This is a genomic window from Bradyrhizobium sp. HKCCYLS1011 (assembly GCF_051167795.1).
Taxonomy (GTDB): domain Bacteria; phylum Pseudomonadota; class Alphaproteobacteria; order Rhizobiales; family Xanthobacteraceae; genus Bradyrhizobium.
Genome location: NZ_JBNPTT010000001.1, coordinates 646,431 through 670,122, shown reverse-complemented (window position 1 = coordinate 670,122; position 23,692 = coordinate 646,431). Strand labels below are relative to the sequence as shown.

Genomic DNA, 23,692 nt, shown 5'->3' with positions numbered 1-23,692 from the left:
CCGACCGAAGCGGTCGCCGTTTGTGGACCCGAGATGCTGCAGTCCGAGGGACGGGAAGGGATGCGGACGGGCGGCGCGCGGGAAGGTCCACAACCCAAAATAGCTTTATTCATCGATAAACATCTTGTGAGTGTCATACTACCATCAACTTAAGGTGGTCTTATTTGTACGTTGAAATCTCTACAGGTTCAGCGTGGAGGTGTCTCGTGCGCAGAGTTGGACTGATCGGTTGCGGCGCAGTTTCTCGTCACTACGGAGAATATTTCGCGAAGAGCAATTCCTCGTTTCAACTCGATATGGTGCACGACACCGATCCCGTTGCCGGCCGGCAATTTGCTGCAAAATATCAATGTCGATTCGAGCCATCGATGGAGGCTCTGCTCGCGGAACGGCTCGACCTGATCTGCATCCTGAGTCCGAACACGACGCACTCGCCTCTCGCGCAAGCGGCGTTAAGGGCAGGGCACCACGTGCTTGTGGAGCATCCTCTCGCCACGACGTCGGACGATGGCCGCGCCGTCCTTCGTGCCGCGGCCGACTGTGACCGACGTATTTTTGTGATGAGGCAGCGCAGGTATTTGAAGTCAGTTCAGATTTTGAACGCCCTCGTCGCCGCCAAGCAGTTCGGCGCTGTCCGAAAAGCTTCAATGCGGCTGGCCTGGAATCGGCGTCCCGAATACTTCCAGGAGCGGCCCTGGCGCGCCGAGTCCCAAAATGGTGGCGTTGTGCTCAATCAGGCCAGTCACTTTTTCGATATCCTAATCTATCTGTTCGGCGAGCCGATCACGGTCGATGGCGCTGTCGGCAATTTGCTGCACAAGATCGACGTTGAGGATACGGCCTATGGGAGCATCGTCTTCGAACACGATGTCGTGGTCGACTTTGCTGTTACCACGGCCGCACCTGAGGGGCATAACAGCGCCGAACTTCTAATCATATTCGACGGCAGGCGCGTTGCTCTGGGAGGCAACCACTGGGAGCAACTCGTCGGGCTAACGGAAACCGAGATGGCAGAAGCCACCGGGCGACTCCAGGGGCCATTGGCCGGAGATCACGCCGGTTACCTCAGGCGGGTCGAAGCAAATCTCCAAGACGAGCCGGCGGAGGTCGTCGAGGGGCTGGATGGGCTGCGAGTCGTTTGCCTTATCGATTCCATCTACACGAAGTGCCGTCGTGAGAACGCCGCGGTGAGCGGCCTTCTCGATTCGACATTCAGATCGTTGCTGTCATGAGCATCGTTGGTCTCAGCACCGGCTGCTTCACTGGCCACCACCAGGCGATCGAAGGAAGCGGCGTGCGGTTCGTGGAACTATCGAGCCATAGACCCGCCGCGATGCCTGAGATCGCTCTCGGCCTCGAGCGCGAACGTACCAAAGTTGTCAGTGTGCACAGCCCGTGCCCTGGTCGAGGACCGAGCGTGGATCTTGCTGCCGACGGTCATGATTGGGATGCGACGGCCGCTGCGATCGAGGACACGATGTCGACGGCCGCCCAATTCGACGCGCGGTATGTCGTCATCCACGCGTTCTACTGCCTTCCTGCTCAATTGCCTGTTGACGATATCGCGCGCATGGACGAATTGCGAAGGCTATTTCCAAATGGAGGAGACATACGTCAATACGTCAAGAGCAGCGAGTATGCAGAGGCTCAAGCTCGCGCGACAGGCAATCTGAAATCCTTGCTGCCTCGCCTGAAAGCCAGGTATCCACGACAGCGTATCGTTCTGGAAAACCTCAATCCGCGATTGGGATATGGCGGTATTCATTTGGACCACGTTCTCGCGGTTGCTGCGGAGTTTGGCGGTGACGTAGGCATCTGTCTCGACATAGGTCATCTCGCTCTCGCGGAAAGCGCGCTGAGGGAAGAAATGGACCTCGCCGTCGAGAGAGCGCGCGAGCTGATATGGACGACGCATATCCATCAGAACTTTGGTGGCCGCCACGCCTTGGAGCGCTTCTGGTTCGAGGAAAAGCCGCACGATCCGCCTTTGCAGGAGATTGATACCCATCTGCCTCTGCTATCCAGGTTTCAGGTACTGGAGCAAATCGAACAGCCAAGACTCGGATCCGACAACAGCGCGTTTGAACGGACGTTCGAGGGCTATGCCATATACGCGAAGAAGGGCGCAGCCGATGAACATCCTGTCGCGCCGCTGACCGTCGATGTAGCACGACTACTCCGGCACGTGCCGTCCACCGCAAATCGCATTCTCGAGCTGGACTCGCGGTTTTCACCGCTCGCCGAGATATTGGAGGAATATGACATGGCTTCCCGAGGGGTGCATCCGGCGCCCCTCTGGGGAAACGGTCGATAACAAACATCTACAGGGATCGCTGGGAGGAACAACGCGATGCAGGTTTCGATGCTTGATTTGGTCGGCCAGCAAGAGGCCTTGGGTGCGGAGTTCGTCGATACGCTTCTGTCTGTCGTGCGCACGGCAAGCTACGTATCCGATGGCAAGCCAACTTCGTTCGAGCGTAGTCTGGCACGCTATTGCAAAAGGCAGCATGCCGTTGGGGTGGCGAGCGGTACCGCTGCCCTCCATCTCGCCCTCCTCGCGGCGGGTATCGGCCCCGGGGATGAGGTGGTTACGGTACCGAATTCCTTTTTTGCCACGACCGAGGCCATCTTGCTGACGGGTGCGAGGCCGGTGTTCTGCGATGTGGAAGCGGAGACACATCTCATGGACATCGAGCACGCCATTGCGCTCGTTACCGACAAGACGAAGGCGGTCCTCCCGGTTCACCTGTATGGTCAGATCGTCGATATCAACGGGCTGAGGAGCAGGCTTGAACTGGCTGGAAGGGGGGCGGTCCTCATCATCGAAGACTGCGCACATGCCGTGGGGGGACAATACTGCGGCACGCCGGTGCCGCTCGGGGACATCGGCTGTTTCAGCTTCAACCCGGGCAAGAACATCGGCGGTGTTAGCGATGCCGGCGCCGTGGTCACGGATGATGATGCCATCGCTGCGATGGTCGCCGGCCTTCGCGACCATGGACGCGTGGAGAAAAATCGGCACGACGTCGCCGGGTTTAATGTCAGATTGTCAACATTGAATGCGCGCATTCTGGACCTGAAGCTCGCTCGCCTCGACGAGTGGAATGGCCGTCGACGAGAAATAGCCGAGCGCTACGATCAGGCATTCAACCAAACACCGCATATTCGCCCGATACGCCCTCGTCTAGACACGCTGCCGGCTTACCATCAATACGTCATCGCGCTCGATGATCGGGACGGCCTGCGCAACTACTTGGCTCAGCGCGGAATCGCGTCCGCTATCCACTATCCGACGCTCATCCCGGACCAGAAACCTGTGAGGGGCCTCGGCGTCGAGGGTCTCAGCATTCCGGTAGCACGGGGCCTTTCCCCGAAGATTGTTTCATTGCCCTGCCATCCTCAACTGACCGACTCGCAGGCGGACGTGGTGATCGAGGCCGTAACGACATTCTGCCGAGAAAGCCAGGTCATCGCGGAGGCCATGTGATGCATACGATCGAAACCATCTTGCAGACGACGCCTGTCTCCGCGGTCATGACCACTGAGATTGCCACTGTGGAGTCGGGTACGCCGATCGTGGCCGCGCTGAGACGAATGATATCGGCGAATGTTGGTTCACTCGTCGTTGTGAAGCATGGCGGCGGCGACGTTGAGGCTGCCTTGCGGCGGGATGCGATCGCCGGCCTCGCTCCGATCTATTTCGCAGTCCGCAAATACGTGGAAGGAGAGGACGAAGCATTGATCGACGACTCGATGATCCGCGATCCCGTATTTGTTCACGAGAGCGATCCTGTCCTCGGGGTCGTAAACCGGATGGGCGATAACCGCACTTGGCGGCTCATCGTCGTGGACGGGGAAGAGCGGGTGACCGGTGTGATCAGCGCCACGGACGTCCACAAGCTGCTGCGGCAGGGGACGACCAATGTCTGTCAATGGGTGCAAATCGGCCGTGATACGACATTCTTCAACCTCACCTTCGTCTGGTATGGGCGAAAGCTCGCCATCGTCCGGCAGGGTGAGCTTGTGACCGAGATTGACGGCGTCATGCGTTTGCAAGAGCAGTACCGTTATGAGTCCGGGAGCAAGCAGCACGTTCTGCTGTTGACGGTTGACAGCGAACAGTCCGGAAGACGGGTTCTGTTCATTGATGCGGACCCGGTGCAAACCAACGTTCGCGAAGTCGACTGCGCATTGAGCAATATTGATGAGACCTATGCGTGGCTGCTGCCGCAGGATTTCCTGCATCGCCAGGGTGATGTAGGGATATATGCGCGAGATGCAGTGCCGGGGCATCTGCCGCTCGTCCCCAGCGGAGACTATGAGCGCGTGTTCGAGCCGGCGTTCAGTGGACGACATGTGCTGGTACCCGTTGAGGGTTTCGTATTCTACAGCGACGGGAGCTCATTTTATGTCGAGGTGCTCTGTGCCAAGGCGCGTATCATGCATCCCGAGCATCATCCCGTGGAACTAAGGTCCGGGTTCTACGAGATTCGAGAAGCGCGGGGCATTCCGCTGCCCAGCTTCAGCGGACTGCGAGACGGCGAGAAGCTCATGGAGGGGTGACGAGCCTGGGGGACAATGGCCTGCATCGGACAGCGCGCCTTGGGTCGGCTTCGAGCTGAGTACACCGTCGAAGTGTCTCCTCGCGCCGGTGGTTGCAGGAGGTGGGGCTGACCGGAAGACCCCGGCGGGGGACCGATGCAGGTCCTGGCGCGTCCGCAATCGGCATGCTGGCGGCAATCCGCGGGTATTCGTTGCGCTCGCACTTTTGCCCTCGCGCTTGGGATTGCTATCTATCCTGTCGGTGATGGCCAGTTGAAAAGGCGCGGGGGCATATGCGGGCAAACATTTGGCAGTACCTACAGTTGCTGTTTATCTCGAGCCTGGCGAGCAGTACGTTCCTTGCCATCAAGATTGCCGATACCGCGTTTTCTCCTTTCGAGGTCACGCTGGGACGCGCGGCAATTGCCGCTGCGGTGCTCTGGCCGTTCGCTCTGATTGCGCCGGGGCGGTGGCCGAGGATGGCCCATAGCTGGCTGTTGCTGGCCGTCATCGCCATGTGCGGCGGCTTGGTGCCGTTCACATTGCTGAATTGGGCGGAGACCCATCTGGAGAGTGCGATGGCCGCTCTGTTGTGGTCGACCCTTCCGCTCTTTGGGCTCGTGCTTGCTCATCTCTTCACGAGGGACGACCGGTTTTCTCCTTATAAATTATTCAGTGTCATTGTCGGTCTCGCGGCCGTGTCGCTCGTGCTCTATCCCGGCCTGTCGCAGGGGCATGCAGCCGATATCTATGCGCAGGCAGCCGTGCTCGCTGCTGCGCTGCTCTATGCGGTAGCTGGTGTGGCTCAGAACCGCCTTCGTGAGTCGATCGATCCGATTCGTATTGCCGCCGTCGCCATGACCGTGAGCGCGCTCCTCACCGCCGCCGCGTTTCCATTTGTGCGGGCCACGAGTCAGCCTGTCGACGGGTGGGCCGTTTTCGCGCTGCTCTATTTGGCGATTTTCCCTACAGCGCTGCTGCACTACTTGCGCTTTCGCCTGATCGCGCAGGTCGGATACACCTTCGTGTCCTACACCGGATACTTGGTCCCGGTCTTCGGTCTCTTTCTTGGCGCCGTCGTGCTCGGTGAGAGACTGCCGAAGAGTGCATATTTTGCCGGTGGCATGGTTCTGGCGGCCGTCGCCATCAGCAGAGTTCGTGCGGCTCCGGCAACGCGCGTGGCGCAGCCTCTCGACGCCATCGGCAACCAGCCGGATGAGCGAAGGACGGTGCCGTCACGCTGAACGGCGAAGCGACCGCGAATGGGGTGCAAATTTTGGCGTTGGACCACCGGTCAAGCGCGCAGCAGTCGCGGACCGGTGGTCGAAGTCTTACCGCACGTTGGCGAGCCGCATGTCGAGATAGGCGGTGATGGTCTCCATCAGCGGCTCGAGCTTGCCGTCGAAGAAGTGGTTGGCGCCGGGGATGACCTGCTGATCGATTACGATGCCCTTCTGCGTCTTCAGCTTTTCCACCAGCGTGTTGACGTCCTTCGGCGGCACCACCGCATCCCTTTCGCCGTGCACGATCAGTCCGGAGGACGGGCAGGGCGCCAGGAACGAGAAGTCATAGAGGTTGGCGGGCGGGGCGATCGAGATGAAGCCCTCGACCTCCGGGCGGCGCATCAGAAGCTGCATACCGATCCAGGCGCCGAACGAGAACCCCGCGACCCAGCAGGCGCGCGCCTCGGGATTGATGGTCTGGGCCCAGTCGAGCGCGGACGCCGCATCCGACAATTCGCCAGTGCCGTGGTCGAACGACCCCTGGCTGCGGCCGACGCCGCGGAAATTGAAGCGCAGCACCGAGAAGCCGCGATGGGCAAAGGCGTAATAGCACTGGTACACGATCTGGTGGTTCATCGTGCCATGGAACTGCGGATGCGGATGCAGGATCATCGCAATCGGCGCGTTCTTCTGCTTGGCCGGATGATAGCGGCCTTCGAGACGGCCAGCCGGACCGTTGAAGATGACTTCAGGCATCAGAGAACCCTTGGAATCCTTGGCAGATCGTCGACCGACTTCGCCCGTGCTTCATCTGGCGCCTCGCCGACGAAACTTTGCTGGAAAAAGTGGTGATCGGGGGCACCATCCGGTGAAACACGCGGGCGGTACCATCGTGAACGGAAGGCCGCTTCTAACATGGAGCGCAGGGCAAAAAGCAAGGATTTTCAACATCCGGCAGTCGGTTCAAGATGTTAGTGGGCCGTTGTGCCGCAGCTCCGTGCTGCCCCGGCCCCGCGTCCCGCCGACCTCTTCTATGTACCTGGAATTGCTGCCGAACATCGTGATTGGGCGCATCTGGCTCCCGATGCCGGCCGCCGCTCAGGATGGCGCTGCGGGCCGCTCCAGCGCGCTCACGCCTGCGCGGTAGCGGCGGCTGCCTTGCAGTGACTGGCCGTTATCGAACATGAGTTCGAAATCGCCCGACGGTTTGAAATCGACACCTCTCACCCGATCGAGATTGGCAAGCTTGGTCCTGTGCACGCGAACGATCCGGAATGGCGCAAGCTCCGCTTCGGCGGCCGCCAGCGTCCCGCGGATCAGGTGCTCTGAGCCGTCGGCAAGGCGGTATTCGATGTAATTGCCGGCGGAGGCGACCGAGAGAATCTGTCGCGGCTCAATCCGGATCCGACTGGCGCCGTCGCGCAGCCAGATCGATTGCGGCAGTTCCGGCTTTGCCGTGATCGGCCCCGCGGCCTCGCTTCTGCGTTCGGCCATCAGGTCGCGCCGGCTGTCGACCAGCCAGATCGTGCTCCCGATCAGGATCGCGGTCACCACGTCCTTGCGGAATTCATACAGCAGCGTCGCGAATGAGGTGTTGAAGTCGTACGAGCTTCCGATCGCCCAAAGCACGAGCTTTCGGATCCCAACCATGCCGGCGATATGGACGGTCGAGAAGCTTATCAGAGCGCCCGCCGCGATCACGACCCGGGGCAGCCAGCGTGAGGTCCGGCGCAGGCGCCGAACGGCGAGAACCAGGATCGGCATCGCCAACAGGATGACGGCGATGCTCGACAGTTCCCAGAACACGAGCCGGCCGGGGTCATAGCTGTTGCCACGCCGGGCTGCGTCCTGTGCCGTCGACAGGGCGTTCACGATACCGATCGCAATCGCGATGCCCGCGATGGCGCCGAACATTGCCCAATCGCTGCCGCTGATCCCGCTGAAACCACCGCTCGTCCCAGTCGGCGGCGGTTCATCCCACGGGCTCCGGTGCTGGTCCCGAACCGGTTCGACGCCACCGGCATCGCTGGCATGTTTCGTCTCGGCCATCTTCATCTCAGGCCAATCTCATCAGTCCTGGCGCGACAATCGTCCTCGGCGTCCGGGCAAGGACAAGGAGGCGGCAGCCATGTCAACACCGCAGAAACATACGACCTCGGAACGGCGCATCGATCTCGACTGGGTGCGGATTGGAGCATTCGGGCTCCTGATCTTCTACCACGTCGGCATGCTCTACGTATCCTGGGGATTCCACATCAAGAGCGCGCACCGGCTGGTCTGGCTCGAGCCCCTGATGCTGTTTCTCAACCCCTGGCGGCTGTCGCTCTTGTTCCTGGTGTCGGGAGTGGCGACCCGCTTCATGCTCGGCAAATACGACCGGCTGGCGTTGCTCCGCGCACGATCAGCCAGACTGCTGATCCCGCTGATCTTCGGCATGCTGGTGATCGTGCCGCCGCAGGCCTATGACCAGGTGGTCGAGAGCGTCGGATATCCTGCGGGCTTCCTCGATTTCTACCTGCGGCATTATCTTAGCTTTGCGGTGGAGTTCTGCCCCGGTCCCTGCATCGTGCTGCCGACCTGGAACCATCTCTGGTTCGTGGTCTATCTATGGGTCTACACCATGGCGCTCCTCGGCGTGCTGGCGCTGTGGCCGCCGCTGGCCGACCGGCTCGGAACCCGGCTCGCGGCTGCGCTCGCCGGCCCATGGCTCCTGATCCTGCCATGCCTGCTGTTCGTCGTGTGGCGGCTCGCTCTGTTCCCGAACTTTCCGTCGACCCATGCGCTGTTCGGGGACTGGTACAACCACGCCGACTATGCGACGGCGTTCCTGATCGGCTTCCTGCTGGCGCGGCAGGACAGCGTCTGGTCCGAGCTGGAGCGCCGGCGCTGGGCGACGCTCGCCGCCGCGGCCGGCTCGTTTACCGTCTTCATCCTGCTGCGCGCGGGCCTCGGCGCGACACTCGCGCCGCCACCGGCGCTGAAAATCAGCGCTGGTGTCGCCTATGGCTGCTACCAATGGCTCGCGATGGCCGCGGTGCTGGGGCAGGCGCGGCGCCACTTCACCGCCGATGGACCGGTGCGCCGCTATCTGACGGACGCGATCTTCCCCTACTACATCGTGCATCAGACCGCGATCATCATGATCGCGCACGCCCTGCAGGGCAGCGGGCTGTCGGCCGGCCTCGAAGCTTCGATCGTCATTGGAGGCACCGTGCTTGTGTGCGTGTCGACCTATGAGATCGTGCGGCGGATCACCTGGCTCAGGCCGCTGTTCGGATTGCGGATGGAGGCGAAGCAGCCGGTCAAGGCCATTCCGCAGCCCGCCTGAGGCTGTCGGTTCCGATTGGCCGAATGCCAGAAGGTGGTAAGAGGGACCATGCCGGATCGCGTCTATCTCGATTGGAATGCCACCACGCCGCTGCGGCCCGAGGCTCGGGCCGCAATGACGGCGGCGTTCGACCTGGTCGGCAATCCCTCGTCCGTGCATGCCGAGGGACGACAGGCGCGGCGGGTGATCGAGGAGGCGCGGGAGACCATCGCTCGGGTGCTCGGGGCCGTGCCGCGGAACGTGGTGTTCACCTCAGGCGGGACCGAGGCCAACGTGCTCGCGCTCAGCCCGGCCTTGCGTGCACCCGCCGGACCGGTCGAGCGGCTGTTGGTCTCGGCGGTGGAACACGCCTCGGTGCTGGCTGGCGGGCAGTTTGATCGAAGGGGGCTCAGCACCATCCCCGTGACCCCGTCCGGAGTGGTGGATCTGGAGCGTCTGCGGACCATGCTCGCCGGCGGCCCGCCGGCGCTGATCTCGGTCATGGCTGCCAATAACGAGACCGGTGCGCTTCAACCGATTTCGCAGGTGGCTGAGCTGGTACGCCAGGCGGGTGGAATTCTGCACGTCGATGCGATCCAGGCTTTTGGAAAAATACCATTCAATATCAGTGAACTAGGCGTGAACCTTGCGAGCGTTTCTGCGCATAAGATCGGTGGCCCGAAAGGCGTCGGCGCCCTCGTGCTGGGCGCCGGGGGCGAAGGCCCGGCCGCGCTGTTGCGGGGGGGCGGCCAGGAGCGCGGGCGCCGCGCCGGAACCGAAAATGTGAGCGGAATCGCCGGCTTCGGCGCGACCGTGAAGGCCGCCATGGCGGCTTTGGAGGCGGACTCGGAGCGGGTCGGCAGCTTGCGTGACCGTCTCGAGGCCGGCCTGCGCCAGACGGCCGGCCTCGTCGTGTTCTCGTCGGACGTCCCCCGGTTACCGAATACGACGCTGTTTGCCGCCCCTGGGATGAAGGCTGAAACGGCGGTAATCGGCTTCGATCTGGCTGGAATCGCGGTTTCCTCCGGCTCCGCCTGCTCCTCGGGCAAGGTGCAGCCGTCGCACGTCCTGGAAGCCATGGGGGCCAGTTCCGCTTTGGCACAGGGAGCGGTGCGCCTCAGTCTGGGCTGGTCTACGGGTCCGGAGGATGTGGATCGCTGTCTGGAGGCTTGGCGAAAGCTGTCCCTGAGCCTACTTAAGAAGAGCGGCGAAACAGAGCTTGAGCGATTCTAAGCAGGTGATTTCGCCGGAGAAACGTCGTAAGACGGTTCCGGAAGAGGTCCACCGCGGTCCTTGAAACCGCGAGCGGAGGATGGAATGCCAGCCGTACAAGAGACGGTCGACCGCGTCAGGCGGATCGACGTCGACCAGTATAGATATGGGTTCGAGACAGTCATCGAATCCGAAAAGGCCCCCAAGGGGCTGTCCGAAGACATTGTCCGTTTCATTTCGGAGAAGAAGAACGAGCCCGCCTGGATGCTCGAATGGCGGCTGGAGGCGTATCGCCGCTGGCTGACCATGGAGGAGCCGACCTGGGCGCGCGTCGACTATCCCAAGATCGACTTCCAGGACATCTACTACTACGCGGCGCCGAAGCCGAAGAAGCAGCTGTCCTCGATCGACGAGATCGATCCGGAGATTCTCAAGACCTACGAGAAGCTCGGTATCCCCCTGCGCGAGGTTGCGATCCTCGAGGGCGTCGAGCCGGTCCCGGGGGCCGGCAGTCCGGAGAGCCGCAAGATCGCGGTCGACGCGGTGTTCGACTCGGTCTCGGTGGCGACCACGTTCAAGGAGGAGCTGAAGAAGGCTGGCGTGATTTTCATGCCGATCTCGGAGGCGATCCGCGAATATCCGGAGCTGGTGCAGAAATATCTCGGCAGCGTGGTGCCGACTTCAGACAATTTCTACGCGACGCTGAACTCGGCGGTGTTCTCCGACGGCTCATTCGTCTACGTGCCGGCGGGCGTGCGCTGCCCGATGGAGCTGTCGACCTATTTCCGCATCAACGAGCGCAATACTGGCCAGTTCGAGCGCACGCTGATCATCGCTGACAAGGGCTCGTACGTCTCCTATCTCGAAGGCTGCACCGCGCCGCAGCGCGACGAGAACCAGCTGCATGCGGCGGTCGTCGAGCTGGTCGCGCTGGATGATGCCGAGATCAAATATTCAACGGTGCAGAACTGGTATCCGGGCAACTCGGAAGGCAAGGGCGGCATCTACAACTTCGTCACCAAGCGTGGCGACTGCCGCGGCAACCATTCGAAGATCTCCTGGACCCAGGTCGAGACGGGTTCGGCGATCACCTGGAAATATCCGAGCTGCATCCTGCGCGGCGACAATTCGCGTGGCGAGTTCTATTCGATCGCGATCTCGAACGGCTTCCAGCAGGTCGATAGCGGCACCAAGATGATCCATCTGGGCAAGAACACGACCAGCCGGATCATCTCCAAGGGCATCGCCGCCGGCAAGTCGCAGAACACCTATCGCGGGCTCGTCACGGCGCATCGCAAGGCAAGCGGCGCGCGCAATTTCACCGCCTGCGACTCGCTCTTGATCGGCGACAAATGCGGCGCACACACCGTGCCTTACATCGAGGCCAAGAACTCGTCCGCCGTGTTCGAGCATGAGGCGACGACCTCGAAGATCTCCGAGGACGTGCTGTTCTACTGCATCCAGCGCGGGCTGAGCCAAGAGGAGGCCGTCGGCCTCGTCGTCAACGGCTTCGTCAAGGACGTGCTGCAGCAGCTGCCGATGGAGTTCGCGGTCGAGGCGCAGAAGCTGATCTCGATCTCGCTCGAAGGCTCGGTGGGATAACGCCTCGTCGCGGGATGGCCCGGTCCGTCCCGCCGGATGGTTTTCGAAAAATATCTCGGCCTTCGTCCTTCGAGTTGCGCCTTCGGCGCTCCTCAGGACGAGGAACAGACGGAAGAGAAACAATGGCACTACTCGAAATCAAGAATCTGCAGGTGCGCGTTGAGGAGCGCGAAATTCTCCACGGGCTCTCGCTGACCGTGAACGAAGGCGAGATCCACGCGATCATGGGGCCGAACGGCTCCGGCAAGTCGACGCTGTCCCACGTCATCGCCGGCAAGCCCGGCTACGAGGTCACCGGCGGTGAGATCCTGTTCAAGGGGGAAAACCTCTTGGAGATGGAGCCGGATGAGCGCGCCGCCAAGGGCGTGTTCCTGGCCTTTCAATATCCGGTCGAGATTCCCGGCGTCGCCACCATGACCTTCCTGCGCACGGCCTTGAATGCGCAGCGCAAGGCGCGCGGCGAGGACGAATATTCGACACCCGATTTCCTGAAGAAAGTGCGCGAGGTCGCCAAATCGCTGAACATCCCGCAGGACATGCTCCGGCGCGGCGTCAATGTCGGCTTTTCCGGCGGCGAGAAGAAGCGCAACGAGGTGCTGCAGATGGCGCTGTTCGAGCCGTCGCTCTGCATCCTCGACGAGATGGATTCCGGTCTCGACATCGACGCGCTACGCATCGCTGCCGACGGCGTCAATGCGCTGCGCTCGCCCGAGCGCGCGATGATCGTCATCACCCACTATCAGCGCTTGCTCAACTACATCGTGCCTGATGTCGTGCATGTGATGTCGAAGGGCCGCGTCGTGAAGACCGGCAACAAGGAATTGGCGCTGGAGCTCGAGGCTTCGGGCTACACCCAGTTCGAAGACGCGGCGTAAAACGCGCGAATGGATCTGTGATGACGGTTGCTTTGGTCAAGAACGACACTGGCACAGCGGCGAGCGGGATCTTTGCCGCTGCGGCCGGCCGGCTGCCCGGGAAGGGCAGGGTCGCCGATCTCAGGCGAGAGGCCTTCGCGGCGTTCGAACGCGCTGGCCTGCCGCATCGGCGCGTTGAGGAATGGAAATACACCGATCTGCGCGCGCTGATGCGCGAGCTGCTGCCGCAGGCTGCTGCGCCTGATGCGGCGGCGCTGGCGCGTGCCAAGGCGGCGCTGCCGTCCGTTACGATCGACGGCGCGACCAGGCTGGTGCTGGTCGATGGCGTGTTCGCGGCCGAGCTGTCAGACGGCGTCCAGGCGGGTGTCAGCGTTAGGACGCTGCGCGACGTGCTGGAGAACGAATCCAACGAGGCGCGTGGCGATCTGCTGTTGACGACCTCGACCGACGCGATGATCTCGCTGAACGCGGCTTTGGCGACCGACGGCGTGGTGGTCGGAATCGCCGATGGCGTGCAGTTGGCGGCGCCGCTGCAGATCATTCACGTTGCGACCGCCGGAAAGGCGTCGCGCTACACCCGCTCGCATCTGCAGGTGGGGAAGGGCGCGCGTGCGACCCTGGTCGAGACCTGCGTCGCGGCCGAGGGTGCCAACGCCTATCAGGCCAACGACGCTGCAGTGATCTGGATCGGCGACGGTGTCGAGCTGTCGCATATCCGGCTGATGCGCGACGCCGCTGACGCCTTCAACGTGACCTCGGACATCGTCACCATCGGTGCCAGGTCCAAGCTCAATCTGTTCAACATGACCAGCGGCGGCGCTGTGAGTCGGCTGCAGGGCTTCATCACGCTTGCGGGCGAGGATAGCGAACTCACGGTCAACGGCGTCAACCTACTGCGCGGCAAGCAGCATGGCGACACGACGCTCGTCGTCGACCACGCCGTTCCCGGCTGCACCAGCCGCGAAAATTTCCGCGCCGTGCTCGACGATCGCGCGCATTCGGTGTTCCAGGGCCGCATCATCGTTCGCCCCGACGCACAGAAGACCGACGGCAAGATGATGACGCGGGCGCTCTTGTTGTCCGACGAGGCCGAGGCGGACAACAAGCCCGAGCTCGAGATCTTTGCTGACGACGTCTCCTGCGGCCATGGAGCGACCTCGGGTGCGCTGGACGAGAGCCTGCTGTTCTACTTGCGTGCGCGCGGCCTGCCCGAGAAGCAGGCCCAGGCGCTACTGGTTCAAGCCTTTGTCGGCGAGGCGATTGAGGCGATCGAGGACGAGAGCTTGCGGGAACGCGTCATCGACGCCGCACAACATTGGTTGGAGTCCCGCGCATGAGCACGCATCCGGCAGTCGCCAACGGCAGCTACGACGTGGAGCGCGTGCGCGCCGATTTTCCGGCGCTGTCGCTACAAGTCTATGGCAAGAGGCTGGTCTATCTCGACAACGCGGCCTCGGCGCAAAAGCCGACTGCGGTAATCGAGCGCATGACGCAGGCCTATACGTCCGAATACGCCAACGTGCATCGCGGCCTGCATTACCTCGCCAATGCCGCCACGGAGGCCTATGAGGGCGGCCGCGCCAAGGTCGCGCAATTCCTCAATGTGCGCCGGACGGAAGAAATCGTCTTCACCCGCAATGCGACCGAGGCGATCAACCTGGTCGCATCATCCTGGGGCGCGCCGAATATCGGTGCGGGCGATGAGATCGTGCTCTCGATCATGGAGCATCATTCCAACATCGTGCCATGGCATTTCCTGCGGGAGCGCCAGGGCGCGGTGATCAAATGGGCCCCGGTCGACGACGAGGGCAACTTCCTGATCGATGAGTTCGAGAAGCTGCTGACCGACCGCACCAAGCTGGTCGCGATCACGCAGATGTCGAACATGCTGGGCACCGTGGTCCCTGTCAAAGAGGTGGTCCGGATCGCGCATGCGCGCGGGATTCCGGTGCTGATCGACGGCAGCCAGGCTGCCGTGCATCTGGCGATCGACGTCCAGGATATCGATTGCGACTTCTACGTCTTCACCGGACACAAGCTGTACGGCCCAACCGGCATCGGCGTGCTCTACGGCAAATATGATCTCCTCGTCGCGATGCGCCCTTACAATGGTGGCGGCGAGATGATCCGCGAGGTCGCGTGCGACTGGGTGACCTATGGCGATCCGCCTCACAAATTCGAGGCAGGAACCCCGGCGATCGTGGAGTCGGTCGGACTTGGTGCTGCGATCGACTATGTGAATTCGATCGGCAAAGACCGAATCGCCGCGCACGAGCACGATCTCCTGACTTACGCGGAGGCACGGCTGCGCGAGATCAATTCGCTGCGGCTGATCGGCACGGCCAGAGGCAAGGGGCCGGTGATCTCCTTCGAAATGAAGGGCGCGCATGCGCACGACGTCGCCACCGTGATCGATCGGCAGGGCGTTGCGGTGCGCGCTGGCACCCATTGCGTGATGCCGCTTTTGGAGAGATTCAATGTCACGGCGACCTGCCGGGCGTCGTTTGGCATGTACAATACCCGGGACGAAGTCGATCAACTGGCGCAGGCGCTGATCAAGGCGCGGGATTTGTTTGCATGAGCGACACAGCCGAAATCAAAACCCAGTCCGTCGAAACGCATTCGGCCCTGCCGCCGGAAGAAACCGAACGGCTCTCGCAAGAGATCATCGCGGCGCTCAAGACGGTGTTCGACCCGGAAATCCCAGCCGATATCTATGAGCTCGGCTTGATCTACAAGGTCGAGATCAAGGACGATCGCAGCGTCGATGTTGTCATGACCTTGACGACGCCGAACTGTCCGGCCGCGGGTGAGTTGCCGACCATGGTCGAGAACGCCATTGCGAGCGTGCCAGGGGTCGGGGTTGTAAGCGTCAACATCGTCTGGGAGCCGCAATGGACGCCGGACCGGATGAGCGACGAGGCACGGCTCGTTCTCAACATGTGGTGAGGCGTTGTCGGGCACGAATTTTGATGAGAGGGCGGAATCCATGACCGCCGGGATTGACGACATGAACACGATGACAAACACGCAATCCACCCCTGCCACGAAACCGAAGCCGCGGCCCCGTCCGCAGGTGATGAAGCTGACGGAGGCGGCTGCCGCGCGCATCCGTGAGCTGACGAACCGCGCGGATTCCCAGATCGTGGGCCTGCGCGTCGGGGTCAAGAATGGCGGCTGTGCCGGACAGTCCTACACGGTCGAATATGCCCATGAGATCCGGCCCACCGACGAGGTGGTTGAGGACAAGGGCGTCAAGATCCTGGTCGACCCTAAGGCGGTGTTGTTCCTGCTCGGCACCGAGATGGACTATCACGCCGACAAGATGCAGGCCCAGTTCGTGTTCAATAATCCGAACCAGATCAGCGCCTGCGGTTGCGGCGAATCGGTGCAGCTCAAGCCGGCCGAGGTGTGACAGCTCCGCGGCTGGACGGCTACGCTCCTTGTCGCATTCCGGACATTGACAATCGCTCCTCGCAGATAGGACAACCGCATCGGGACTCCGGCATCGCATGCCGGACAGCAATCAGCGGTGGACGCGATGGACCGCGAATTCCTGGTCGATCTGTTTGCCGGCTTCGGGCCGGTCACGATACGGCGGATGTTCTCGGGCTTCGGCATCTCCGCCGACGGCATCAACTTCGCGCTGGCGCTGCGCAGCGGGCTTTATCTGCGCGTCGACGAGGAGAACGTTGCCGCTTTCGAAGCCGCAGGTTCAAAGCCGTTCCAATACCAGACGCGGGCGCGGACCATGACGGTCGGCTCGTACTGGGAGGTGCCTGCCCATCTGTTCGACGACGTCGAGGAATTCGCCGAATGGGCGAGGGCGGCGTTGGCCGCGGCACAGCGCGCCGCGTTGAAGAAACGGAGCAGGGCGCGCAAGCCGGCGACAAAGAAGACCGGGACCGGCGTGGAGCGACCCGCGGCGAAGACAGCATCCGGACGCCTGGGATCGGGCAAGACGCGTGCAACAAAGCGAGGCGCTGCGCCGCCAAGCAGGAAATCGAAGACGGCGAAGGCCGCAGCACGCGGGGGCAAATCCGGCCGCAAAGGCAGCAGCAAGAGAAGCTGAGCGCGGGGCCGATGAGGCTTCTGCGCATCAGGCGCCGGCGAGCCAATCACTCCCGGGGATATTGCTAGGCCACCTGGCTCCGGGCTTGTGCGGTGTATTCCGAGTCGACTTCTGAGATCACCCGGTTGCGGCCGTTGCGTTTGGCGGCATAGAGACAGGCGTCGGCTCGTTCGATCAGCGCGTCGGTATCGTCGCCCGGCTTGAGCATCGACACGCCCACCGAGATGGTGACGCGGCCGAGGACCTCGCCGGTCGATTTTTTCTTCAGCTCCTTCGCCATCACGGCGCGGCGGATCTGATCCGCCACGGTCAATGCCTGCCGTAGCGCTGTGTTCGGCAGCAGGACAGCGAACTCCTCGCCGCCATACCGCGCCGTGACGTCCCGGCCTGTGATCGCCTGTTTCAACGATATACCGACCAGACGGAGCACTTGGTCGCCGGTGAGATGGCCATAAGAGTCATTGAACGACTTGAAATGATCGATGTCGAACATCAACAGCGACAGCGGCTCGTCGTTGGCGAGCGCGGTCTGCACGGCAATCTCGATCATGCGGTCGAAATATTTGCGATTGCCGAGACTGGTCAGCGGATCGGTCAGGCTCTCGGCCCGGATCGCCTCAAGGCTGTGCTGCAGGCCGCTGATTTCGCTCTTCGAGAGCGACAGTCGCTGTTCCAGGATGCGGTTCGTGTCGCGCATCTCGCGCGTCGACTTCGCGAGCATATCGATGATCTCGACCAGCTGCTCGCGGTCGGTCACAGAGGCAAGCTTCTGGTCTGCGCTCGCAAGGCTTGCATCATAGCTTGCGGTCATGCCGAGCGCGTCTGTGATCAGGTTCATCACGTCGTCAATCTCGCCGATGACGCGCGCGCCGACCTTGTCGAGGCGGTCGGTGGTCTTCAGATGGGACAGATAGGTTTCGTAGAGTTGCTCGAGCTCGGCTTCGGCCAGCTTGCCGCTACGCGCGAGCGTCTCGTTGATGATCTTGTTGAGCGCGGCGTTGTAGCCGGTGGCGTAGACGTACCAGATCTCATAGTTGCGAGGGGTGGCCGGATGGCGCAGCGACTTGATCTGGCTGAGCGCGACATCGGCAAAGGCCATCGTGCGTTCGTGTTCGTCAAGCACATTGACCACTACCAGTTCCTCGCAATCAGCCGCGTCGCCAGCAATCATTAAATAATGAGAGCCAAGCTATTGGACGAGAATGAATCAGCGGTAAACGCGTGTGGTGAAGGGGACGCTCGCGCGTCTGCGGACCCTGCTGCCGCGTGCACGACTAGGGGGCGCAACGCCATAGCCCTCGCTGCGCAATGCGCGCGCGATATTCCGCGCCGACAAAGTCTTAGTCGGCGACGACTTTATGGCGATGGGCTTGGCTTAGACCGGCGCGCGAACTGGCCTGAGCAGGAACGCAGGAAGATGCGAGTGATCCGCCGGCTCATTGTCGGGTTCGCGGTGCGGGCGTCGCATCGGCGTCCGTCCCGGTGAAGCGGGCTGCGGCGCGGCAGCTGCTGCGCGGCTTCGGCCGCCATTGGCATGAGCCGGTTCGCTCTCCGAGCGACGCGGCTCGCTATGGGTGCGGCGCGTCTCGCGTTCACGCGACGGCGCCTTGCGGCCGCGTCGGGCCGCATCGCGTGGCCGCCGCTCTTGCGCCTCGTCATCATGCGAGGACGCTTCCTGGACGGTGTAGTCGCCCTCGGCGCGGGGAATGCTTTGTCCGATCAGCTTTTCGATCGCTGCGATCGACTTCTGGTCGGGTGGCGTCACGATCGAGATTGCGGTCCCGGTGCGCCCGGCGCGGCCGGTACGGCCGATGCGGTGCACGTAATCGTCGGGGTGATGCGGCACGTCGAAATTGAAGACGTGGCTGACTTCGGGAATGTCGAGGCCGCGGGCCGCAACGTCAGAGGCGACGAGCAGTGGCAGCTCGCCTTTGCGGAATTGGTCCAGCGCGGCCATGCGCGCCGACTGATCCATGTCGCCGTGCAGGGCGCCGACGCTGAAGCCGTGCTTCTGCAGCGACTTGTAGACGATGGCGACGTCGCGCTTGCGATTGCAGAAGATGATCGCGTTCTTGAGGTCTTTGGCCTCGCGCAGCAGGCGGCGCAGCACCTCGCGCTTCTGGTGTGCCTCGCGCCCGGCGGGCACCTGAGACTGCGTCACGGTGACGGCGGTGGTCGCGGGCCTGGAGACTTCGACCTTCTGCGGATTGTGCAGGAAGGCCTCGGTGACGCGCCGGATTTCCGGCGGCATGGTGGCGGTGAAGAACAGGGTCTGCCGGGTGAAGGGGACGAGCTTGCAGATCCGCTCGATGTCAGGAATGAAGCCCATGTCGAGCATGCGGTCGGCTTCGTCGATCACCAGGAGCTCGACGCCGGTGAGCAGCAACCCGCCGCGTTCAGTGTGGTCGAGCAGGCGGCCGGGCGTCGCGATCAGAACGTCCACACCGCGCGTCAGCTTCGAGTCCTGGTCGCCGAAGGAGACGCCGCCGATCAGCAGTGCGACGTTGAGCTTTTGACCTGCGCCGTAGCGGTCGAAATTCTCCTTGACCTGGGCAGCCAGTTCGCGGGTCGGCTCCAGGATCAGGGTCCGCGGCATGCGGGCCCTGGCGCGTCCCTTTTCCAGGATCGTCAGCATCGGAAGGACGAAGGCGGCCGTCTTGCCGGTGCCGGTCTGGGCGATGCCGAGAACGTCGCGGCGGGCCAGGACGTGGGGGATTGCTTGTTCTTGAATGGGTGTCGGTGCGGTGTAACCAGTTGCCGCGACTGCGGCCAGCACCTTGTCGGATAAACCGAGATTGGAAAAGGACATCGAGCCTCTGTTTGGCGGGCCCCTCTATGACGAGGCCTCTATTCGACGCCGCCGTTAGGAATCGAAGGTAAAAGGCTGTGGTCGCGCTCAGCCCCAAACGGCGTGCTTTTGATAAGCTGGGGGCTCTGTGACTTACGCTGACCCCGCGGTTGCTCTGTTAGGAATCGGACCGATCCCGAGCCGCGTCGCCACGAAAGATAGGGGGTAATTGGGCAAAGTCAATGGAGGAGATGCGCGAAGTATCGAAAAAGCTTAATGTTTTTGCATTATTTGGAGGCAGCCTGTCGCAAAGCTGTTGCATTTGAACGAGCCCTTAGCCGCTGCTGAAGCTCGAGAATCGTCGCCGAAGGGCGTTGCGCGAGCCGGTTCGAGAGGCTTGCGACATCAGAACCAGCTATTTCAAGAATCAGGGATTTCAGATCGGCGCAGATGGGGAGGGGCGATGTATTCGAAGGTACGGCTCGATGCATTGAGCGACGGCATCTTCGCCGTGGCGATGACCTTGCTCGTTCTGGACGTTCGTTTGCCGGACGATTTCCACCCGCGCGACAACAACGACCTGATTGTTGGGGTCGTCAATCTCTGGCCGAAATTTCTGCCCTATCTGCTGAGCTTCGGGGTGCTGGGCCTGCGCTGGCTCGCCAATATTCAGGTTCGCAGCCGCGCCGATTACGTCAACCGGGAATATGTCTATTGGTGGCTGTCCTACCTGCTGCTCATCACCTGCGTTCCGTTCACCACGATCGTGGTTGGGCGCTTCGCGCATGTGCAGGCTGCGATATGGCTTTATGCCGGCCACACGCTCCTGATCGCATTGGTCGGTTCGCGCCTGGTCCGGATCACGCCGCATCTGGAGCAGGGCGATCATTTGCGCGAGCGGCAGCTCTCGGCGCTGCTGCTGATGCTCGCATCGGTCGTTGCGATCGTCGTGAGTTTCGTCGCTCCGCATCTTGCGCTCTGGTCCTTTCTGCTGGCCTTCGGCGGCCCGCTGCTGCGGCGCTGGAGGCAGGAGCTGCCGGTCGCGAATTGAACCGCCCCCGATGATTGTCCGACTATGCCGAGAGATGGGTTCGCATCGGTCCGAACGACGCAAGCGCGGCCTCGGAGCGGGACAGAGGACGATAATGACGAGAACGCTCAGGACGTGGATTGCCGGCGGCTTGGCGCTGATCGCGATGGCCATGACCGCTCCGGCGCAGGCGGAAAAACGCGTCGCGCTGGTGATCGGCAACAACGACTACCGATTCGTTCCGAAGCTGCAAAAGGCGGTCAATGATGCGCGCACCATGGGCGACACGTTGAAGCAGCTCGGCTTCAACGTGATGGTCGCCGAGAATCTGAGCCGGCAGCAGTTCAGCCAGGCGCTGCTGGCCTTCGACAATGCGGTCGAGCCCGGTGACACCGCGTTCTTCTTCTATGCCGGACACGGCTTCGAGATTGCCGGCCAGAATTTCCTGCTGCCGACCGACGTTCCGGCCGCGACCGAAGGGCAGGAGGAACTGGTGCGCGACGCCTCGGTTCTGGCGGACCGCATCATCGAGCGGCTGCAGAACAAGAAGGCGCGGACCTCGATCCTGGTGTTTGACGCCTGCCGCAACAACCCGTTCGAGCGCCCCGGCACGCGCGCGGTTGCCGGCGGCGGCGGGCTTGCGCCGATGACGCAACTCCCCGAAGGCGTGTTTTCGGTGTTCTCCGCAGGGCCGCGGCAGACCGCGCTCGATCGGCTGTCGAACGATGATGCCAACCCGAATTCGGTCTTCACGCGCACCTTTGCCAAGGAGCTGACCCAGCCCGGCGTCAATCTGGTGCAGGTCGCGCAGCGCACGCGCCGCCTCGTCAGCGAGATGGCCGAGACCGTGCACCATAAGCAGATCCCGGTCTATTTCGATCAGATGGTGGATGACGTCTTTCTCAACGGCATCGCCAGTGCCATAGCGGGAGGCGCCAAACCTGCCGATCCGCCGCAGACGTTGGCGGCGCTGCCGCCGGTCGCGGCGCCGCGCCTGCCTCCGGCCAATGAGAGCGTGAATGCGCCGATCGCGATGTTCTCGCGCCACAATGGCGGCTGGACCATCACCTTCTCGATCGTGGATCCGACGCTCGGCATTTCCTGGCGGATGGGTGACGCCGGCGACTTCCGCGAGACCGGCTTCATGGATGTGCTGGATCCGCGCACCCGCAAGCGCATGCCCAATCCCTCGATCGAGCTGCCGGCAGACGCGCCGGCCGGGACGATCCAGGTGCGCTATGTCGACGCCGGTGGCGAGATGCAGGGGCCGTTCCCGATCAAATTCGAGCCTGAGGCGGCGCTGATTCGAGATCAGCGCAAGATCCTCGACATGACCGCGACCAGCTGGCTGTCATTCCGCGAGTTCAACGGGCTGCTCGTCTACTACACGCATCTGATGTCGTATCGCTGCGCGATCCGCCAGATACGAATCGGCATCGATACCGCCGTGCCCGACAAGGTCCTCAGCCTCCCGGCCTGCGACATGAAGGATCCGATTGCGATTCCCTCCAATGCGACGCCGTATCTGAAGCTGCCGCCGTCGACGCAGTTCGTGTCGGTCGAGTTGACCTATCGCGACGGGAGCGTGTCGGAGATCAAGAGCTTTCGCCGCTGATCCTGATCTGATGGGACGCGGCGAGGGCGCTGGCTTACGAGCGGATGCTCTGCCAGATCAACGGCTGCTCTGCCAGATCAAGATCAGGCCGAGCGCCGCCGCGGCTGCGCCGTAGCCGGCCCACTCGATCTGATCGATCATGAAGCTCGATCTTGGCCAGGCGATCACGCCGGTCCCTTGGCCGATCCACAGCAGGCCGAGGGCGAGCAGGAGCAGACCTGCGATCAGAAGAACTCTGCGCATCTCCGCATCCCTCCCGGTCAAGGCCGTTGCATGCAGGTCCGCTGGTGCGGCGGTCAACTGCGGCTGCTGTTATTTGCGGCTTACCGCGACCGTACCGGCTGAGTGCAGCTCTGACCAGAGCACTGGCTGGGACCGACGGGCGCCATAAACAAAAAGCCCCGGCAGAGCCGGGGCTTTTCTCATCCGATCCGTCGGATCGACTTAGTACTTTTCGGCTTAGTACTTGGCGACCACCGGGCCGGTCCAGTTGAAGCGATACACCAGCGAGGTGCTGATGGTCTGCACCCACGGCTTGAAGCTGACGGTGTCCGTGCTGAGCGCGTTCGTACCATCGAAACGGACGTTGAGGTCCTTCCGATCGTAGTAAGCAGCGCGATATTCGGTCTTCATGAACCAGCCGGGAGCCGAGATGCCGAAGATGTTCAGGTTGTTCTCGACGCCGCCGCCGACGAACCAGCCGTTGCGGTTGAACGAGTCGGTGTGGAAGCCTGCCGGGATCCCAGTGATGTTGGAAACGAGGGTCGTGCCCGACCAGTGCGATCCGGAGTAACCAGCGTTGACGTAGGACAGCACGTTCGGCGCGACGAGATAACCGACGCGAGCGCCAGCAGCCCACGAATCCTGCAGCTTGATGCGGCCAGTAAATCCGGCAAAGACGTCCTCGACGTTGCCACGGAGGCTGCCGAACTGGCCGTCAGCGAACGCACCGATCACCCAGCTCGGATTGACCTGCCAATCATAGCCGAGACCAACGGTGCCGAACCAGCCGTCACCACCGACGCGAGAATCGATCGTCGAGAGGGTCGGGGTGCCGAGGCGGGTGGTGTGCTCATCGGCATCCCAGATGCCGCCGCCGGCGCCACCGAAGATGTAGAAGCCCGTCCAGCTCGGAGCGACCGGAGCCATCGGAGCCTTCACATAGGGCTTCGCAGCCAGATCAGCTGCCGAAGCGGCTCCCGTCATCGCGGCCACCGCGGTCAAAGCGAGCAAAAGCTTTTTCATAATCCTAATCCCCAAGTCCACATGCCGCCGCTGGCAGACATTTTGTCGGCGATTCCCTCGCCTGATGTGCCCGAACTATAGCCGATTGGTGCCTAAAAGCTGTTGCCCGACGGGCACACCATGCGGAAAACTACGGTTTCTACTCGTTGCTTCGGAAGTAAGTTTCTGAATCTTTTGTGAA

Annotated in this window: 22 protein-coding genes; 16 read left to right on the top strand and 6 right to left on the bottom strand. The window is 62.4% G+C overall.

Translation table 11 applies throughout. The annotated features are described in order from the left end of the window. The first annotated feature begins 206 nt into the window (after positions 1 to 206). The 5 genes from ACQR1W_RS03125 (at position 207) to ACQR1W_RS03105 (ending at position 5,786) form a co-directional block, all read left to right on the top strand. Positions 207 to 1,232 (top strand): Gfo/Idh/MocA family protein, encoded by a 1,026-nt coding sequence (locus tag ACQR1W_RS03125; RefSeq protein ID WP_434849435.1) that lies wholly within the window; start codon positions 207 to 209, stop codon positions 1,230 to 1,232. Further along, positions 1,229 to 2,314, top strand: a complete 1,086-nt coding sequence (locus ACQR1W_RS03120) for a sugar phosphate isomerase/epimerase family protein (protein ID WP_434849434.1) — start codon at positions 1,229 to 1,231, stop codon at positions 2,312 to 2,314. The genes ACQR1W_RS03125 and ACQR1W_RS03120 overlap by 4 nt, the downstream gene beginning before the upstream one ends. Before the next feature lie 36 nt (positions 2,315 to 2,350). Beyond that, on the top strand, positions 2,351 to 3,487 hold the full coding sequence (locus ACQR1W_RS03115; RefSeq protein WP_434849433.1) for a DegT/DnrJ/EryC1/StrS family aminotransferase: 1,137 nt from the start codon (positions 2,351 to 2,353) through the stop codon (positions 3,485 to 3,487). After that, complete coding sequence (locus tag ACQR1W_RS03110; RefSeq protein ID WP_434849432.1) at positions 3,487 to 4,563, top strand: CBS domain-containing protein; 1,077 nt, start codon at positions 3,487 to 3,489, stop codon at positions 4,561 to 4,563. The genes ACQR1W_RS03115 and ACQR1W_RS03110 overlap by 1 nt, the downstream gene beginning before the upstream one ends. A gap of 272 nt (positions 4,564 to 4,835) precedes the next feature. Beyond that, a complete protein-coding gene (locus tag ACQR1W_RS03105; protein WP_434849431.1) occupies positions 4,836 to 5,786 on the top strand; it encodes a DMT family transporter in 951 nt (316 codons plus the stop codon). An 87-nt stretch (positions 5,787 to 5,873) separates the two neighbouring features. Here ACQR1W_RS03105 and ACQR1W_RS03100 read toward each other — a convergent pair whose 3' ends face one another. Continuing rightward, positions 5,874 to 6,521, bottom strand: a complete 648-nt coding sequence (locus tag ACQR1W_RS03100) for an alpha/beta hydrolase (protein WP_008971476.1) — start codon at positions 6,519 to 6,521, stop codon at positions 5,874 to 5,876. A gap of 342 nt (positions 6,522 to 6,863) precedes the next feature. Further along, entirely contained in the window at positions 6,864 to 7,814 is a 951-nt protein-coding gene (locus ACQR1W_RS03095) for a LytTR family DNA-binding domain-containing protein (protein ID WP_434849430.1), read from the bottom strand. A 79-nt stretch (positions 7,815 to 7,893) separates the two neighbouring features. On the opposite strand from ACQR1W_RS03095, the gene ACQR1W_RS03090 reads away from it, so the two are divergent. The 9 genes from ACQR1W_RS03090 to ACQR1W_RS03050 all read left to right on the top strand — a co-directional run bounded on the left by ACQR1W_RS03090 (position 7,894) and on the right by ACQR1W_RS03050 (position 16,833). Continuing rightward, positions 7,894 to 9,093, top strand: a complete 1,200-nt coding sequence (locus tag ACQR1W_RS03090) for an acyltransferase family protein (RefSeq protein WP_434849429.1) — start codon at positions 7,894 to 7,896, stop codon at positions 9,091 to 9,093. A gap of 48 nt (positions 9,094 to 9,141) precedes the next feature. Continuing rightward, the gene (locus ACQR1W_RS03085) at positions 9,142 to 10,305 is read left to right on the top strand and encodes a cysteine desulfurase family protein (protein WP_434849428.1); all 1,164 of its coding nucleotides are present in this window, start codon (positions 9,142 to 9,144) and stop codon (positions 10,303 to 10,305) included. Between the two features lie 84 nt (positions 10,306 to 10,389). Continuing rightward, the gene (sufB, locus tag ACQR1W_RS03080) at positions 10,390 to 11,886 is read left to right on the top strand and encodes a Fe-S cluster assembly protein SufB (RefSeq protein ID WP_434849427.1); all 1,497 of its coding nucleotides are present in this window, start codon (positions 10,390 to 10,392) and stop codon (positions 11,884 to 11,886) included. Between the two features lie 122 nt (positions 11,887 to 12,008). Further along, a complete protein-coding gene (gene sufC, locus ACQR1W_RS03075) occupies positions 12,009 to 12,761 on the top strand; it encodes a Fe-S cluster assembly ATPase SufC (RefSeq protein ID WP_008971231.1) in 753 nt (250 codons plus the stop codon). A gap of 20 nt (positions 12,762 to 12,781) precedes the next feature. After that, entirely contained in the window at positions 12,782 to 14,098 is a 1,317-nt protein-coding gene (gene sufD / locus ACQR1W_RS03070; RefSeq protein ID WP_434849426.1) for a Fe-S cluster assembly protein SufD, read from the top strand. After that, complete coding sequence (locus ACQR1W_RS03065) at positions 14,095 to 15,342, top strand: cysteine desulfurase (RefSeq protein ID WP_434849425.1); 1,248 nt, start codon at positions 14,095 to 14,097, stop codon at positions 15,340 to 15,342. Before sufD ends, ACQR1W_RS03065 begins: the two co-directional genes overlap by 4 nt. Further along, on the top strand, positions 15,339 to 15,710 hold the full coding sequence (locus tag ACQR1W_RS03060) for an SUF system Fe-S cluster assembly protein (RefSeq protein WP_008971234.1): 372 nt from the start codon (positions 15,339 to 15,341) through the stop codon (positions 15,708 to 15,710). Before ACQR1W_RS03065 ends, ACQR1W_RS03060 begins: the two co-directional genes overlap by 4 nt. A gap of 70 nt (positions 15,711 to 15,780) precedes the next feature. After that, positions 15,781 to 16,176, top strand: coding sequence for a HesB/IscA family protein (locus ACQR1W_RS03055; protein ID WP_434849715.1), 396 nt, complete (start codon positions 15,781 to 15,783; stop codon positions 16,174 to 16,176). A 126-nt stretch (positions 16,177 to 16,302) separates the two neighbouring features. After that, positions 16,303 to 16,833, top strand: a complete 531-nt coding sequence (locus tag ACQR1W_RS03050; RefSeq protein ID WP_434849424.1) for a TfoX/Sxy family protein — start codon at positions 16,303 to 16,305, stop codon at positions 16,831 to 16,833. A gap of 64 nt (positions 16,834 to 16,897) precedes the next feature. Here ACQR1W_RS03050 and ACQR1W_RS03045 read toward each other — a convergent pair whose 3' ends face one another. Together ACQR1W_RS03045 and ACQR1W_RS03040 are read right to left on the bottom strand one after the other, a co-directional pair. Continuing rightward, positions 16,898 to 17,965: a diguanylate cyclase gene (locus tag ACQR1W_RS03045; RefSeq protein WP_434849423.1), complete on the bottom strand. Its 1,068-nt coding sequence runs from the start codon at positions 17,963 to 17,965 to the stop codon at positions 16,898 to 16,900. Positions 17,966 to 18,208: 243 nt separating this feature from the next. Beyond that, positions 18,209 to 19,642, bottom strand: coding sequence for a DEAD/DEAH box helicase (locus tag ACQR1W_RS03040; protein ID WP_434849422.1), 1,434 nt, complete (start codon positions 19,640 to 19,642; stop codon positions 18,209 to 18,211). A 442-nt stretch (positions 19,643 to 20,084) separates the two neighbouring features. Between ACQR1W_RS03040 and ACQR1W_RS03035 the strand changes: the two genes are divergently transcribed. Both ACQR1W_RS03035 and ACQR1W_RS03030 read left to right on the top strand, forming a co-directional pair. Continuing rightward, the gene (locus ACQR1W_RS03035) at positions 20,085 to 20,672 is read left to right on the top strand and encodes a TMEM175 family protein (protein ID WP_434849421.1); all 588 of its coding nucleotides are present in this window, start codon (positions 20,085 to 20,087) and stop codon (positions 20,670 to 20,672) included. A gap of 94 nt (positions 20,673 to 20,766) precedes the next feature. Beyond that, positions 20,767 to 22,266, top strand: coding sequence for a caspase family protein (locus ACQR1W_RS03030; RefSeq protein ID WP_434849420.1), 1,500 nt, complete (start codon positions 20,767 to 20,769; stop codon positions 22,264 to 22,266). 57 nt (positions 22,267 to 22,323) lie between these two features. On the opposite strand, the gene ACQR1W_RS03025 is transcribed toward ACQR1W_RS03030, so the two are convergent. Then, the gene (locus tag ACQR1W_RS03025) at positions 22,324 to 22,509 is read right to left on the bottom strand and encodes a hypothetical protein (protein ID WP_008971241.1); all 186 of its coding nucleotides are present in this window, start codon (positions 22,507 to 22,509) and stop codon (positions 22,324 to 22,326) included. Between the two features lie 216 nt (positions 22,510 to 22,725). Further along, the gene (locus ACQR1W_RS03020) at positions 22,726 to 23,511 is read right to left on the bottom strand and encodes an outer membrane protein (RefSeq protein WP_434849419.1); all 786 of its coding nucleotides are present in this window, start codon (positions 23,509 to 23,511) and stop codon (positions 22,726 to 22,728) included. Positions 23,512 to 23,692: the final 181 nt, after the last annotated feature.

Excerpts from the sequence above, each read along its gene's own strand:
- ACQR1W_RS03120 (WP_434849434.1), top strand. The coding sequence starts at position 1,229 with ATGAGCATCGTTGGTCTCAGCACCGGCTGCTTCACTGGCCACCACCAG.
- ACQR1W_RS03115 (WP_434849433.1), top strand. The coding sequence starts at position 2,351 with ATGCAGGTTTCGATGCTTGATTTGGTCGGCCAGCAAGAGGCCTTGGGT.
- ACQR1W_RS03110 (WP_434849432.1), top strand. The coding sequence starts at position 3,487 with ATGCATACGATCGAAACCATCTTGCAGACGACGCCTGTCTCCGCGGTC.
- ACQR1W_RS03105 (WP_434849431.1), top strand. The coding sequence starts at position 4,836 with ATGCGGGCAAACATTTGGCAGTACCTACAGTTGCTGTTTATCTCGAGC.
- ACQR1W_RS03100 (WP_008971476.1), bottom strand. The coding sequence starts at position 6,521 with ATGCCTGAAGTCATCTTCAACGGTCCGGCTGGCCGTCTCGAAGGCCGC.
- ACQR1W_RS03095 (WP_434849430.1), bottom strand. The coding sequence starts at position 7,814 with ATGGCCGAGACGAAACATGCCAGCGATGCCGGTGGCGTCGAACCGGTT.
- ACQR1W_RS03090 (WP_434849429.1), top strand. The coding sequence starts at position 7,894 with ATGTCAACACCGCAGAAACATACGACCTCGGAACGGCGCATCGATCTC.
- ACQR1W_RS03085 (WP_434849428.1), top strand. The coding sequence starts at position 9,142 with ATGCCGGATCGCGTCTATCTCGATTGGAATGCCACCACGCCGCTGCGG.
- sufB (WP_434849427.1), top strand. The coding sequence starts at position 10,390 with ATGCCAGCCGTACAAGAGACGGTCGACCGCGTCAGGCGGATCGACGTC.
- sufC (WP_008971231.1), top strand. The coding sequence starts at position 12,009 with ATGGCACTACTCGAAATCAAGAATCTGCAGGTGCGCGTTGAGGAGCGC.
- sufD (WP_434849426.1), top strand. The coding sequence starts at position 12,782 with ATGACGGTTGCTTTGGTCAAGAACGACACTGGCACAGCGGCGAGCGGG.
- ACQR1W_RS03065 (WP_434849425.1), top strand. The coding sequence starts at position 14,095 with ATGAGCACGCATCCGGCAGTCGCCAACGGCAGCTACGACGTGGAGCGC.
- ACQR1W_RS03060 (WP_008971234.1), top strand. The coding sequence starts at position 15,339 with ATGAGCGACACAGCCGAAATCAAAACCCAGTCCGTCGAAACGCATTCG.
- ACQR1W_RS03055 (WP_434849715.1), top strand. The coding sequence starts at position 15,781 with ATGACAAACACGCAATCCACCCCTGCCACGAAACCGAAGCCGCGGCCC.
- ACQR1W_RS03050 (WP_434849424.1), top strand. The coding sequence starts at position 16,303 with ATGGACCGCGAATTCCTGGTCGATCTGTTTGCCGGCTTCGGGCCGGTC.
- ACQR1W_RS03040 (WP_434849422.1), bottom strand. The coding sequence starts at position 19,642 with ATGTCCTTTTCCAATCTCGGTTTATCCGACAAGGTGCTGGCCGCAGTC.
- ACQR1W_RS03035 (WP_434849421.1), top strand. The coding sequence starts at position 20,085 with ATGTATTCGAAGGTACGGCTCGATGCATTGAGCGACGGCATCTTCGCC.
- ACQR1W_RS03030 (WP_434849420.1), top strand. The coding sequence starts at position 20,767 with ATGACGAGAACGCTCAGGACGTGGATTGCCGGCGGCTTGGCGCTGATC.
- ACQR1W_RS03025 (WP_008971241.1), bottom strand. The coding sequence starts at position 22,509 with ATGCGCAGAGTTCTTCTGATCGCAGGTCTGCTCCTGCTCGCCCTCGGC.
- ACQR1W_RS03020 (WP_434849419.1), bottom strand. The coding sequence starts at position 23,511 with ATGAAAAAGCTTTTGCTCGCTTTGACCGCGGTGGCCGCGATGACGGGA.